Below are 13,829 nucleotides of genomic sequence, written 5' to 3' on the forward strand. Positions count from 1 at the left end.
CAAGGTCTGAAAAGGACCCACAGGAGTGGCGGCTCGGTGTCAGCGGATCCGCTGAGGCCGAGCCGCCCACCACAGAACCGCCGAGCCGCGAGCGCGCCCGATCATGGCGAGTGGTCACGGATGCCCGGAGTCGCGCTTTGCCCACATTCGGGCGTTGAGCCGACATCGGCATGCGGGCTTGCCGTTGCGGTACCGTTGGTATATGCGATCTCGGCTGCTTCTTAGCCGGCCGCGTTGACTCCGTAGGTCAGCGCGGCAGCCCCTCCTGCGCGAGGGGCCTTTTCATGACATTTCATGACCAACGCATGACTGAGCGACGTTGCGCAGCCGTACGAGCCAGATGAGGACCCGAGCAGTGACCACAAGCGCCGACGAGCAGTACGACCCGCGGGCGATCCAGGACAAATGGCAGGCCCGCTGGGCGGAGCTGAACCCGTTCGCGGCCGGCGAGGCCGGCTCGGACGATCGTGAGCGCCGGTACGCCCTCGACATGTTCCCCTACCCCTCCGGTGACCTGCACATGGGCCACGCGGAGGCGTTCGCCATCGGCGACGTGGTGGCGCGCTACTGGTTCCAGCGCGGCCACAACGTGCTGCACCCGATCGGCTGGGACTCCTTCGGCCTGCCCGCCGAGAACGCCGCCATCCAGCGCGACTCCCATCCGGCCGAGTGGACGTACGCGAACATCGACACCCAGGCCGCGTCGTTCCAGCGCTACGCGCCGTCGTTCGACTGGTCGCGGCGGCTGCACACCTCCGACCCCGAGTACTACAAGTGGACGCAGTGGCTGTTCCTGCGCTTCTACGAGCGCGGCCTGGCCTACCGCAAGGGCGGCCTGGTCAACTGGTGCCCGAACGACCAGACCGTGCTGGCCAACGAGCAGGTCGTCGCCGGCAACTGCGAGCGCTGCGGGGCCACGGTCGAGCGCCGCATGCTGACCCAGTGGTACTTCAAGATCACCGAGTACGCCGAGCGGCTGCTGGACGACATGGCGCAGCTCGAGGGCAAGTGGCCCGAGCGAGTGCTGCTCATGCAGCGCAACTGGATCGGCCGGTCCGAGGGCGCCGACGTGCAGTTCGTGATCGAGGGCAGGGACGAGCCGGTCACCGTCTTCACGACCCGGCCCGACACTCTGTTCGGCGCGACCTTCTTCGTGGTCGCCGCGGACGCCCCGTTGGCCGCCGAGATCTGCGCGCCCGAGCAGCGGGCCGCCTTCGAGGCCTACCGCGAGCAGGTCTCCCGGGAGAGTGAGATCGACCGGCTGTCCACCGACCGCGAGAAGACCGGGGTGTTCCTGGGCCGCTACGCGATCAACCCGGTCAACGGCGAGCGCATGCCGGTGTGGGCGTCCGACTACGTGCTGGCGGAGTACGGCCACGGCGCGATCATGGCGGTGCCCGCGCACGACCAGCGCGACCTCGACTTCGCCCGCAGGTTCGAGCTGCCCGTACGGGTGGTCGTGCAGACCGGCGACGCCGACCCGGCCGAGACCGGCGTCGCGACCGTGGGCGACGGCACGCTGGTCAACTCGGGTCCGCTGGACGGCCTGGCCAAGGCCGAGGCGATCACGCGCATCACCGAGGTCCTGGCGGGCAAGAGCCTGGGCGGCGCCGCGGTGAACTACCGGCTGCGCGACTGGCTGCTGTCCCGCCAGCGGTTCTGGGGCGCGCCGATCCCGATCATCCACTGCGAGTCGTGCGGCGAGGTGGCTGTCCCCGACGAGGATCTGCCGGTACGGCTGCCCGAGGGCATGCGCGGCGCCGACCTGTCGCCCAAGGGGGTCTCGCCGCTGGCCTCGGCGGCCGGCTGGGTCAACGTCGACTGCCCCAAGTGCGGTGGCGCGGCCCGCCGGGACACCGACACCATGGACACGTTCGTCGACTCGTCCTGGTACTACTTCCGCTACTGCTCGCCGGGTTACGAGGGCGGCCCGTTCGACGTCGAGCAGGTCCGCAAGTGGATGCCGGTGGACCAGTACACCGGGGGCGTCGAGCACGCGATCCTGCACCTGCTGTACAGCCGGTTCTTCACCAAGGTGCTGTACGACATGGGCATGATCGACTTCACCGAGCCGTTCACCCGCCTGCTGAACCAGGGCCAGGTGATCCTCAACGGCAAGGCGATGTCGAAGTCGACCGGCAACCTGGTCGACCTGGGCGAGCAGATCGCGGAGTACGGCGTCGACGTCGTCCGGCTGGCGATGATCTTCGCGGGTCCGCCGGAGGACGACATCGACTGGGCCGACGTGTCGCCGCCCGGCATGGCCAAATTCCTGTCCCGGGTGCACCGCCTGGCCGCCGACGTGGCCTCGGCACCCGGCGCCGACGCCGCCTCGGGCGACACCGCGCTGCGCAAGATCACCCACCGCACCATCGACGAGGCCACCAAGCTGGTCGAGTCACAGCGGTTCAACGTCGCGATCGCTCGCATCATGGAGCTGGTGTCGGCGGCCCGCAAGGCCGTCGACTCCGGGCCCGGAGCGGCCGACCCGGCCGTGCGCGAGGCCACCGAGACCGTGACCGTCCTGCTGTCACTGTTCGCGCCGTACACGGCCGAGGAGACGTGGGAGGTGCTGGGCCGGACGGCCCCGCTGGCCACGGGGAACTGGCCGGTCGCCGACCCGGCGCTGCTCGTCCAGGACTCCGTGACCTGTGTCGTCCAGGTGGCCGGCAAGGTCCGCGACCGCCTGGAGGTCTCCCCCGACATCGCCGCGGACGAACTGGAGCGGCTGGCGCTGGCCTCCGGCAAGGTGCGCGCCGCGCTGGGCGACGCCGGGATCCGCAAGGTCATCGTCCGCGCACCCAAGATCGTCAACATCGTCCCGTCCTGAGGTCCGTCCAGTCCTGAGGTCTGAGGCGGTGCACGCCTCACCGCGCGCTCCCGGCGTGCCTACGCGGTTCCGCCGGGAGCGTTGGTGGTCAGATCCTGCGTGCCGACGACGCGCAGCAGTTGGAGCGCCTCGTGCGCCGACGTGCCCGGCGCCGCCGTGTAGAGCACCACTCGCTGGTCGAGCTCTGGCACGAGCAGGATGTCGCAGTGCAGTTCGATGGCGCCCACCACGGGATGGATCATTCGTTTGGTACTGCTCCGCCGCACCTTCACCTCGTAGGCGTCCCACAGCCGGCTGAACAGCTCGCTGGCCGCGCTCAGGTCCGCTATCAGCGTGCGGACCCGGGTCCCCGGGGTAGCGGGCCCCGGCGGCCCGCAGGTCCGCCACGGACTCGCAGGCGAACATCCAGAACTCCCCGCCCTCCTCGATGGTGGACGAGGCCGGGTCCTCGAAGAACCACCGCAGCGCGTTGCGCCCCTTCGGCGGTAGTGCGGCGAAGTCGACGATCAACGCCACCGCCATGGCGTTCCACGCGAGCACGTCGTACTTGGCGTCCAGGACGTACGCCGGGGTGTCGTCGAGCCGGTCGAGCAGGTGCAGAACGCCCTGCGGCACCTGCTGCGGTGGGCCGGACGGAGCGGCCGGCCGCTCACCGGCGAGGTGGAACAGGTGAGAGGGCTCGTCGTCGCTCAGTCGCAGCGCCCTGGCCAGCGCGCCGAGCACCTGCCGCGACGGCCTCGGCCCGCGCGCCTGCTCCAGCCGGATGTAGTAGTCGACCGACATCCCGGCCAGACGCGCGACCTCTTCCCGCCGCAGGCCAGGCGTACGGCGGCGCGGGCGCCCGACTCGAGGCCGACGTCCCTCGGCCGGACCCGGTCGCGGCGCGAGCGCAGGAAGCCTGCGAGCTCCTGTCTGTCCATGCTCCCAGCATGTCCGAACCACCGGGCGGGCACAGGCGGCCAGGGTGGTACCGGCGATCCCAGCATCGGCGGTGCTCTCCCCTCCCCGGCGACGGCGTCCTTGACTTGCGGCATCCGCGTTTCGACGACGTTCGGGAGAAGCAGATGAGCACGCGGGTAGCCCTGATCACCGGGGCCAACAAGGGGATCGGTCTCGAGGTCGCCCGGCGGCTCGGCGCCGTCGGCGTCACCGTTCTGGCCGGGGCACGTTCCGCCGAACGCGGTGCGGCCGCCGTCACGGCCTTGCGTGCGGAGGGGGCCGACGCCCACGTCCTCCGGCTCGACGTGACCGACGAGGCGAGCGTGACGGCGGCGGCGAAGCTGATCGAGGGCGAGCACGGCCGCCTCGACATTCTGGTCAACAACGCCGGCATCGCCTACTCCGGCGGCTGGTTCACCGCCGCCGAGACGCCCGTCTCGGAGATGCGCGGGGTGTACGAGACCAACGTCTTCGGTGTCGTCGCGGTCACCAACGCGATGCTCCCCCTGCTCCGGCAGGCACCGGCCGGCCGCGTGGTCAACGTCTCGAGCGATCTGGGCTCGCTGACCTGGGCGAGCGACCCTGAGCATCCTTACTACGGTGCCAACCTGCTGGCGTACAACTCCGCCAAGACCGCGGTCAATGCGATCACGGTGTCGTACGCCAAGGACCTGCGCGACACCCCGATCAAGGTCAACGCCGCCAATCCGGGCTACTGCGCGACCGACCTCAACGGCCACACCGGCGTCCGCTCGGCCGCCGAGGGAGCGGCGGAGGTGGTGCGTCTGGCGCAGCTTCCCGCCGAAGGGCCGACCGGCGGCTTCTACGGCTCCGGCGCCGACGGTCCCATCCCCTGGTGACCCACTCGTCGAGTTGCGGCGTGTCGTTGGTCGCATCACAACAAAGGCAACGACACGCCGCAACTCAGGCGGCGAGCGAACGCGCTCAGGACAAGAAACGGCAACAGAACGACGTCCATCGGATCGCGTCACGCATTGTCGATCTCGTCACGGCGCATCAGGCCACTGTGACGCCACCGAAAACAATTCCGCAGGAGTTGCTCAAGCGACCGTTTCGTTTCGCCGAGGCCCTCCGGCTGGGGGTGAGCGAGCAACAACTGCGGAGCAGGCGGTTTCGGCGGGTGTTCCATGACGTGCACGTCTTCGTGGACCTACCGGACTCGACGGCTTTACGCGCTGACGCCGCCCTGCTGATCCTGCCGGACTCGGCCGCCTTCTGCGGGCTGACGGCCGCGCGTCTGTACGGCCTGCCGGTCCCGGACGACGACGAGCGTCTCCACGTGGCGGTCCCCTCGTGGACGCCGACGATCCCCCGGATCAAAGAGCTGGTCGTGCACAGCTACAGCATTCCGATCGAGCAGATCCGTAAGCGTGACGGCCGTTGGCTGGTCGCACCCGAACGGCTGTTCCTCGAACTCGCCGCGACGCTTCCGCGCATCGAGCTGATCGTCGCTGGCGATCAGATGCTCCGGCGCGACCTGACCACTCCTGACGCGCTCGACGCGTTTCTGCGCCGATGCCGCCGGCGCCGGGGAGTGCGGAAGGCCAGGACGGCCGTGCCGATGCTGGAGCGCAATACCGACTCTCCGCCGGAAAGCCGGCTCCGGATGCTCCTGGTCGATGCCGGCCTGCCCAGACCTGTCGCGAATCGCGACGTCTTTCATGACACGATCCCCGGGCTGCGGCTGGCGCGTCCGGACCTGTCCTACCCCGAGCTGAAGATCGCGATTCAGTACGAGGGAAGGCATCACCAGGAGGATTCCCGGCAGTACGCCTACGACATCGAACGAGACGGCCACCTGATCGACCGACAGTGGATCGTCATCCGGGTGAACAAGGACGGCCTGTTCAGGTATCCCGGCATCGTGGTCGAACGCGTACGGCGCGCGATCGCGCAACGCCGCCTCGCCGTACCGCGTTGAGTTGCGGCGTGTCGTTGGTGCGTCGCCCGCCTGACCAACGACACGCCGCAACTCAACACAGGGGTCAGCCGGCGAGGGGGGTGAGGTACTTGCGGAGATCGTCGACGATCTTGTTGGCGGCGGTGACTCCGATGCCGGTCATCCAGATCTCGTCGTCGACCATCTGCGCGTGCCCGGCCTTGACCGCCGGGAGCTTCTGCCACAGCGGGCCCGCCGTCACCTTCGCCTGCTCCTGAGCGGCCTTCTCGCCGAACGCGGAGACGAAGATCATGTCACCGTTGACCTCGTCGATCCGTTCCGGGCTGATCGTGGCGAACCGCTTGTCGGACTTGTCCGCCAGGAGTTGCCCCTCCGGACGGCCCAGACCGACATCGTTCAGTACGATGCCGGCGAACGACTCGGGCCCGTACTGCCGGATCTCGTCGGGCCTGAACCTGATCAGGCTGATCTTGAGCTTGGCCGGGTCGCCGAGCCCGCCGCCCAGTTCCTTGGCCCGCTGCTCGTAGGCCTTGAGCTTCTGCTCGCCCTCGGCCTTCTTGCCGACGGCATCGGCGTCGAGCAGGAAGTTCTGCTTCCACGTGATGCCGACCCTGTCGGTGAACACGGTGGGGGCGACCTTCGACAGCTCGCCGTAGAACTTCTCCTGCCGGAACTTCGAGCCGAGGATCAGATCGGGCTTGAGCGCGGCGATCGCCTCGGTGTCCGGCTCTTGGAGCGTTCCCACGCTCTTGATCTTGGTGAAGGAGTCGCCGAGGTACTTGGGCATGCCGGCCGTCTGGTCCGGCAGCGCCGCGCCGACCGGGGTGACCCCGAGGGTGTAGAGGGTGTCGAGCTTGTCCTGGTCGAGCACCACGATCCGCTTGGGGTGCTCGGGGACCTTCGTCTCGCCCATGGCGTGCTTGATGGGCCGGGTGGGCCCGGAGGACGACCCCGGGTCGCCGCTCCCGCAGGCGGTCAGGGCGAGGCCGGCCGTCACCATGGCGGCCGCCCCCTGGGCCAGCCTCCACCGGAGTCCGTTGAACTTCACTGCGTTCCCTTCACTTGTCCTTCTCATCGGGCACGTCTCATCAGGCCGTCATCGGGTCCGTCTCATCAGGCCCGTCAGGCCGGTCTCGTCAGGCCGGTCTCGTCAGGCCGGCGCGTCCGGCACGACCATCGGCGCCCCCGTCACAGGGCACGGCACCACCACTCCGCTCAGGCCGAAGACCTCGGCCAGCCGATCGGCGCTCATCACCTCGGCCGGCGTCCCCTGCGCGACCAGCCGTCCCGCCTTCATGACGACCAGATGGTCGGCGTAGCGGCAGGCCTGGTTGAGGTCGTGCAGCACGGCGATCACGGTGTGCCCGCCGGCGCGGTTGAGCCGTCGCAGCAGATCGAGCACCTCGATCTGGTGGGCCAGGTCGAGGTACGTGGTGGGCTCGTCGAGCAGCAGCGCGTCGGTGTCCTGCGCGAGGGTCATGGCGATCCACACCCGTTGCCGCTGCCCGCCCGAGAGCGTCTCCACCGGGCGGTCCCGCAGCTCGGCCAGGTCGGTCAGCGCCATCGCCCGCTCGACCGCGGCGGAGTCACGCGCGCTCCACTGCCGGAACCATCGCTGGTACGGCTGCCGCCCGCGCGCCACCAGGTCGGCGACGCTCAGCCCCTCGGGGGTGAGCGGGCTCTGCGGCAGCACTCCGAGCCGCCGGGCCAACTCGCGCGTGGGCTGGGCGTGCAGGTCGGCCCCGTCGATGAGCGCCGTGCCGCCGCGCGGGGCCAGCAACCTGGCCAGAGTGCGGAGCAGGGTGGACTTGCCGCAGGCGTTGGGGCCGACGATCACTGTGAATCCGCCGCCGGGCAGGTCCAGGTCAAGGTCCTCGATGACCAGCCGGTTCCCGTATCCGACGCTCAGCTCGCGGGCGGCCAGCCGTACGGGGGCGCGCGAGGTACCGCCGGTCTCGGGCGCCGGTTCGCGCTCGGTCGTCATGAACCATTCCTTCGCATGAGCAGCCACAGCAGGTAGGGACCCCCGAGGGCCGCGGTGAGCACCCCGACCGGAAGTTGGACCGGCGCGAACGCGGTGCGCGCGACCAGATCCGCGACCACGGTGAGCAGCGCGCCGGTGAGCGCCGAACAGGCCAGCGGCGGACGCTCGGCCCCGACCAGCCGGCGCGCGAGTTGCGCAGCGGCGAGCGCGACGAAGTCGACGGCGCCCGCCTGCGAGGTCGCGAGCGCGGCCAGCACCACCGCCACCACTCCGAGCCCGAGACGGCGGCCCGCCACGCGCACGCCGAGACCCTGGGCGACCTCGTCGTCCAGGGCGGCGGTGTCCATGGCGCGTCCCGCCCACAGCAGTACGGGCGCCAACGCGATGAGCGGGATCAGCAGCACGGCGGCCTCGGCATAACCGGTCCCGGCCACGCTGCCGGCCAGCCAGACCCTCGCTCGCTGACCCTCGATCGGCTCGGCGCCCACGATGAAGACCTCGGTGAGCGCCTTCAGCGCCAGCGCGACCGCGATACCCGACAGGACGAAGCGGTGCGCCGCCAGCCCGTACCGCCAGGACAGCGCGAACACCGCGGCCGCCGCCGCCAGACCGCCCAGCAACGCGGTCGGCCCGAGCCACGCGGCGCCGAGGCCCGCGCTCATCGCGATCGTTGCGGCGAGCCCGGCGCCCTGGCTGACCCCCACGACGTCCGGGCTGGCGAGGGGGTTGCGGCTGACCGCCTGCAGCAGCGCACCGGACAGGCCGAGCGCGGCACCGACGACCAGTGCCACCACGATCCGGGGAAACCGCAGATCCTGCACGACGACGGTGAAGGAACCGTCCCCCGCCAGCGCCCGTACGACGTCACCCGGCGCTATGAACGTACTGCCCACGCCGAGCGAGAGGATCACGGCGATCACGGTGAGGACGACCAACGCCAGGCCGACGCCCACCGCGCGTCGGCGCAGCACGAACGTCATGCCCGCGGCCCCCACGACCACGCGGCCCGCGGCCGGATGCGGCGCGGAGACCCTCATGCGGTCACCGTCCGGCCGCGGCGGACCAGCAGGAGGAGGAGCGGCGCGCCGATGAGCGCCGTGACGACGCCGGCCCGGACCTCGGCGGGCGGGAGGATCACCCTGCCGATCACGTCGGCCGACAGCAGCAAGGTGGGTCCGAGCAGCAGCGAGATGGTGAGCACCCAGCGATGGTCGGCGCCGACCAGGCCGCGGGCCAGGTGCGGCAGCGCGAGCCCCACGAATCCGATCGGCCCGGCGGCGGCGACCGCGGCGCCGGTGAGCACGATCGCGGCGACCGCGGCGAGCAGCCGCACCCTGCCCACGTTGCGGCCGAGCCCCCGGGCCATGTCTTCGCCCAGTGCGAGCGCGTCCAGGCCGCGGGCGGCGCCGAAGGCCAGCACGACGCCGACTGCCACGAACGGGAGCACCCACATGGCGATCTCGGGCGTCCGCCCGGCCAGCGAGCCGACGGCCCAGAAGCGGTACTGGTCGAAGGTCTGCGCGTTGACGGTCAGCACGGCGATCACCACACCGGTGAGCGAGGCGTCCAGCGCGGTGCCGGCCAGCGCCAGGGTGACCGGCGAGGCGCCGTCGCGCGTACGGGCGGCCAGGCCGTAGACGAACGTTCCGGCGAGCGCGGCGCCGACGATGCCGAACCAGATGTATGCGGGCAGCGTGGTCAGTCCGAAGACGCTGATCGCGATGACCACGCCGAGGGAGGCGCCCGAGGTGACGCCCATGAGCCGCGGATCGGCCAGCGGGTTGCGGGTGAGCGCCTGCATCAGCGCCCCGGCCAGGGCGAGGCCGGCGCCGACCGCCACGCCGATGACGGTGCGAGGCACCCGCAGGGTCCACACGATCGTGCTCTCGTCCCCGTCGTCGCGGTGCAGGAGCGCGTGCAGCACCTGGCCCGGAGCGATGCCCCGGCTGCCGGCGGCCAGGCTCGCGAGCACGGCGGCGACCAGCAACACCGCGGATCCCGCCAGTACGGCGAGCCGTCTCTGTGTCGTGGTCACTCGCGGTTCGTCCCCGCGTCCACACTGCCCCCAAAGCGCCGTTAATTAGGTAAGGCATGCCTAAATCAAGCGGGAGCTTAGGGGATGGTCCCGGCTATCAACAAGCCCGAAATATATGGATGTAGAGACCGAAATAAGAATCACACTGCGGAGCGTGATCAGCTGAATCGCTTTTCCCGGTGTCGGCGCCGGCGCGGTAGGTCACCCGCCGCCGCGGCGGGCTCCGGCCGCGCTGAACAGTTCGAGATGGACGCCCCCGAAGTCCCATGCGCCGGCGCGGTCGAAACGGCGGTCCGAGCGCAGGGCGGCGAGGTTCCGCCCGGGGGTGGGCGTCCGGTACCGCCCGCCGGGCGGCGGGATCCCGACGACCCAGACCCGGCGCTCGGCCGCCAGTGCCGTCCGGAGGCGGTCGGTCGGCAGATCGGTCAGGCCGCCCGGCCCGTGGAGCGTCTCGGCGTCGAGGTGCTCGAACGCGTCCCCGTACGCCGTCGCGAAGATCCTGCGGGACGCCGGGAGGTAGAGCACCGCGTCACCGGGCTCGGCCTCGGCGCGCAGCACCGTGGCCAGGCCCCGGAGGTCGTCCGGCCGGCTGCCCGGTTCGCGGATGGCCAGTTGGGCGGGCAGGCTGAGGGCGGCGCACGCCGCGATCACCGCGAACGGAAGTACCGCTCCCGCACGGCGTGGGAGCCATTCGGACACATGCGCCAGGCCGATGCCGGCGGCCAGGGCCAACGCACAGGCGCAGTGGAGCAGGTAACGAGGGTGATAGACCGGTTCGACCTGTGAGATCACCAGGGCGACCGTGAACGGCACCAGGAGCCAGGGCAGCACGACCGCGAGGTGCCTCCGCCGGCCGCGCACGCCCACGGCCGCGATGACCACGAGCAGGGCGAGGAGCGCCAGCGGGGAGCGGCCGCCCGCGACCTCCAGGCCGAAGTCGATCGGCGCGCCGATCCCGGGCGGACGCAACCACGCCACCTGGGCCTGCTGACCGCGGGCGACCGCCGCCAGCGGCGCCACCGTCAGCAGCGCGCCGCAGACGGCCGCGGCCCAGCCGAACACATGCCCCCGCCGGCGCCACGCCAGGACGGTGACACCGTGCGCTGCGACGAGCAGCAACGAGTAGAGGTGCAGCCAGCCGAGCAGGGCCAGAACGGCGCCGTACGCCGCGTACGGCGCGAGCCGTGGCCGCGGGTGTTCAAGCGCCCGGACCAGCAGCCAGGTCGCCAGGACGGCGCCCGCGCTGACCAGCGTGTACTGGCGGACCTCCTGCGCGTAGCGGCTGACCATCGGCAGCGTCGCGTAGATCAGCCCGCCGAACAGGCCCGCCTGCGCCGAGCAGAGCCGCCGTCCAAGCACCGCGATCCCGCCGGCGGCGAGGGCCGCCGCGATCGCCGACGGCATCCGGGTGACCGTCTCGCCGGTGCCCAGAGCGGCGACCGGGCGCAAGAGCACGTAGTAGAACGCGTGCACGGCGTCGGTGTCGCGCAGGAACGACCGGAGGTTCGCGAGTGACTCGTGGGCGGCGACGACGCTGACGGATTCGTCCCGCCAGTACGACGGACCGCCGATCCCCCACATCGTCACGGCGAAGGTGACGAGGGCGGGAAGGACCGGCATCGCGTGTCTCAGCGCGTCCGGCGATGCCCGGCCTGCGACCGGCCGGTCGGCCGGCCTCGTCCACTGCGCGACCACGTTGGGTACCAGGCTCCCCCGTGTCCTTTCCCGGCCGCCCGGCAGGCCGCCGGGAGAGAGCGGCAATCTACCCGTGGCCGGCGTATCGATCGTGAACGTCGGGCGAACACGAGACGTCGCGGGGCCACGGGGAGAAATGCCCCGGCCGTACCGTGACCGCGCCAGGTGGATCTCCGAAGCAAGTGCTCGGTCTTGTAGCGTCACGAACATGAACACCATGACCGCGAACGGGCTGGAATTCGGCTACCTGGCGGAGGGGCCCTCCGATGGGCCGTTGGCACTGTGCCTGCACGGCTTCCCCGACTCAGCCCGCACCTGGCGGCATCTGCTGCCGGTGCTCGCCGACGCGGGGTTCCGTGCCGTGGCGCCGTTCATGCGCGGGTACGCACCCACATCGGTGCCCGGCGACGGCGCCTACCAGACGGGCGCGCTGGCCGCCGACGCCAACGCACTGCACGAGGCCCTCGGCGGCGGTCCGGACGCCGTGCTGATCGGCCATGACTGGGGGGCCGCCGCGGCCTACGGGGCGGCGGCGATGGAGCCCGGGCGATGGCGTCGCGTCGTCACGATGGCCCTGCCGCCGCTGGACTCCATGCTGACCTCCTTCTTCGACTACGAGCAGCTCCGGCGGTCGTTCTACATCTTCCTGTTCCAGACTCCGCTCGCGGAGATGTCGCTGAACCGGTCCTTCGTCGAGGGGCTGTGGCGGGACTGGTCGCCCGGATACGACGCGACCGAGGACGTGGCGCACGCGATGGAGTGCCTGAGCTCACCTGAGCACGTGGCCGCCGCGATCGGCTACTACCGCGCCATGCTCGACCCGTCCAGGCACGTCGAGGCCTATGCCGCGCAGCAGCAGGCCGCCAGCAGGATCGGGGAACGGCCGGTGCTGTACCTGCACGGCGCCGACGACGGCTGCCTGGGCGCCGACCTGATCAAGGACGCCGAGCGGCACCTGCCGCCCGGCTCGCGCACCGCGCTCGTCCCGGCTGCCGGCCACTTCCTGCAGCTCGAACGGCCGGACGCGGTGAACGCCCGCGTGCTCGGATGGCTCACGGGCTGAACAGCCCGGCCCTCCAACGCCGGGATCCGGACCGGCGCTCCACCCAAGGTGTGGTGCCGATCACAGAGAATGAGGGGCCGGTGCAAGGGGCAGTGCCGTTTGACAGGATGAAGCAGAACCTCGTTCTAGTGGCAGGTGGTCGCGGTGCTCAACGTCGATGACATCAATCTGACGGACTGGAATTTCTGGGGACGGCCGCTCACCGAGCGGCACGATGCCTTCCGGGCCTTGCGGGAGCGGCCCGGCCTGTCGTTCTTCGAGGAACCGGACATCGTCATCGTGCCGCAGGGTCCGGGCTACTACGCCCTGGTCGACCACGCCGACGTGGTCGAGGCCTCCCGGCGGCCGGCCGACTTCTGTTCGGGTCAGGGCGCGATCAACATCCCGAACATGCCGGCCGACATGAACGAGTACTTCGGCTCGATGATCAGCATGGACGATCCTCGGCACGCGCACATCCGCCGGATCGTCTCCCGCGCGTTCTCGCCCCGGATGATCCAGCGGTTCGAGGACCAGGTCGAGAGCGTGGCAGCGCAGATCGTCGCCGAGGTGCAGGCCGGCGGATCCGGAGACTTCATCTCCGACGTGGCCGCCCGCCTGCCCCTGAAGATCATCTCGGACATGATGGGGATCTCCGAGGAGCACTACCAGACGGTGCTGAACCAGACCAACGTCATCCTCGCCGGCAACGACTCCGAGTTCGTGGCCCAGGACGACTTCGAGCAGATCGCCGTCGGACTGCTCACCGCGGGCCAGACGCTCAAGGACCTGGTCGAGGACCTCGGGCGGTACCGGCGCGAGCACCCGACCGACGACCTGACCTCGGCGCTCGTCAATGCCAACATCGACGGGGAGTCGCTGACCGACCAGGAGCTCGGCTCCTTCTTCATCCTGCTCGTGGTGGCCGGCAACGAGACCACCCGCAACGCCATCGCGCACGGGCTCAACCTGCTGACCCACCACCCCGAGCAGCGTGCGCTGCTCGCCGGGGACTTCGAGGCGCACATCCCGGGCGCGGTCGAGGAGATCGTGCGCTACTCCTCGCCGGTGATCTGGATGCGCCGTACGGCCACGCGCGACACGATGCTGAACGAGCACGAGATCAAGGCCGACGACAAGCTGATCCTCTACTACTGGTCGGCCAACCGCGACGAGAAGGTGTTCACCGACCCCGAGCGCTTCGACATCACCCGGTCGCCGAACCCGCACGTCGGATTCGGCGGCCCCGGGCCGCACTTCTGCCTCGGCGCCCATCTCGCCCGCCGCGAGATCACCGTGATGTTCCGCGAACTGTTCAGGCAGGTCCCGACGATCCGCGTCGATGGGGAGCCGGACCGTCTGCTGTCCCACTTCATCAACGGC

The 13,829-nt window shown here is 70.6% G+C and carries 10 protein-coding genes and 1 pseudogene; 5 read left to right on the forward strand and 6 right to left on the reverse strand.

From position 1 onward, the window contains the following. The first annotated feature begins 355 nt into the window (after nt 1–355). Nucleotides 356–2,830, forward strand: coding sequence for a leucine--tRNA ligase (gene leuS, locus HKK72_RS28010; protein ID WP_315987473.1), 2,475 nt, complete (start codon nt 356–358; stop codon nt 2,828–2,830). A gap of 59 nt (nt 2,831–2,889) precedes the next feature. On the opposite strand, the pseudogene HKK72_RS42890 reads toward leuS, so the two are convergent. Next, nucleotides 2,890–3,613, reverse strand: a pseudogene (locus tag HKK72_RS42890) (helix-turn-helix transcriptional regulator). A gap of 281 nt (nt 3,614–3,894) precedes the next feature. On the opposite strand from HKK72_RS42890, the gene HKK72_RS28020 reads away from it, so the two are divergent. Continuing rightward, on the forward strand, nt 3,895–4,629 hold the full coding sequence (locus HKK72_RS28020) for an SDR family oxidoreductase (protein ID WP_187237435.1): 735 nt from the start codon (nt 3,895–3,897) through the stop codon (nt 4,627–4,629). Between the two features lie 197 nt (nt 4,630–4,826). Next, entirely contained in the window at nt 4,827–5,711 is an 885-nt protein-coding gene (locus HKK72_RS28025; protein WP_187237436.1) for a hypothetical protein, read from the forward strand. Nucleotides 5,712–5,775: 64 nt separating this feature from the next. Here the strand turns inward: HKK72_RS28025 and HKK72_RS28030 are convergent, their stop codons facing one another. From HKK72_RS28030 to HKK72_RS28050, 5 genes are all read right to left on the reverse strand, one after another. Next, entirely contained in the window at nt 5,776–6,738 is a 963-nt protein-coding gene (locus tag HKK72_RS28030; protein ID WP_315987474.1) for an iron-siderophore ABC transporter substrate-binding protein, read from the reverse strand. Nucleotides 6,739–6,840: 102 nt separating this feature from the next. After that, nucleotides 6,841–7,674: an ABC transporter ATP-binding protein gene (locus tag HKK72_RS28035; protein ID WP_187237437.1), complete on the reverse strand. Its 834-nt coding sequence runs from the start codon at nt 7,672–7,674 to the stop codon at nt 6,841–6,843. Beyond that, nucleotides 7,671–8,711, reverse strand: a complete 1,041-nt coding sequence (locus tag HKK72_RS28040) for a FecCD family ABC transporter permease (RefSeq protein ID WP_222721221.1) — start codon at nt 8,709–8,711, stop codon at nt 7,671–7,673. Before HKK72_RS28040 ends, HKK72_RS28035 begins: the two co-directional genes overlap by 4 nt. Continuing rightward, nucleotides 8,708–9,709 (reverse strand): FecCD family ABC transporter permease, encoded by a 1,002-nt coding sequence (locus HKK72_RS28045; RefSeq protein ID WP_187237438.1) that lies wholly within the window; start codon nt 9,707–9,709, stop codon nt 8,708–8,710. The genes HKK72_RS28040 and HKK72_RS28045 overlap by 4 nt, the downstream gene beginning before the upstream one ends. Nucleotides 9,710–9,910: 201 nt before the next feature. Then, a complete protein-coding gene (locus HKK72_RS28050) occupies nt 9,911–11,329 on the reverse strand; it encodes a glycosyltransferase family 39 protein (protein WP_187237439.1) in 1,419 nt (472 codons plus the stop codon). 283 nt (nt 11,330–11,612) lie between these two features. Here HKK72_RS28050 and HKK72_RS28055 point away from each other — a divergent pair, with 283 nt between their 5' ends. Together HKK72_RS28055 and HKK72_RS28060 are read left to right on the forward strand one after the other, a co-directional pair. After that, nucleotides 11,613–12,467 carry an alpha/beta fold hydrolase gene (locus HKK72_RS28055; RefSeq protein WP_187237440.1) on the forward strand — a complete coding sequence of 285 codons (855 nt, stop codon included), beginning with the start codon at nt 11,613–11,615 and terminating at the stop codon, nt 12,465–12,467. A gap of 144 nt (nt 12,468–12,611) precedes the next feature. After that, nucleotides 12,612–13,829, forward strand: a 1,218-nt coding sequence (locus tag HKK72_RS28060; protein ID WP_187237441.1) for a cytochrome P450, incomplete at its 3' end; no start/stop codon positions are given.

It is taken from the genome of Actinomadura sp. HBU206391 (assembly GCF_014323665.1).
Classification (GTDB): Bacteria; Actinomycetota; Actinomycetes; order Streptosporangiales; family Streptosporangiaceae; genus Actinomadura_C.

Excerpts from the sequence above, each read along its gene's own strand:
- HKK72_RS28020 (WP_187237435.1), top strand. The coding sequence starts at position 3,895 with ATGAGCACGCGGGTAGCCCTGATCACCGGGGCCAACAAGGGGATCGGT.
- HKK72_RS28035 (WP_187237437.1), bottom strand. The coding sequence starts at position 7,674 with ATGACGACCGAGCGCGAACCGGCGCCCGAGACCGGCGGTACCTCGCGC.
- HKK72_RS28040 (WP_222721221.1), bottom strand. The coding sequence starts at position 8,711 with ATGAGGGTCTCCGCGCCGCATCCGGCCGCGGGCCGCGTGGTCGTGGGG.
- HKK72_RS28050 (WP_187237439.1), bottom strand. The coding sequence starts at position 11,329 with ATGCCGGTCCTTCCCGCCCTCGTCACCTTCGCCGTGACGATGTGGGGG.
- HKK72_RS28055 (WP_187237440.1), top strand. The coding sequence starts at position 11,613 with ATGAACACCATGACCGCGAACGGGCTGGAATTCGGCTACCTGGCGGAG.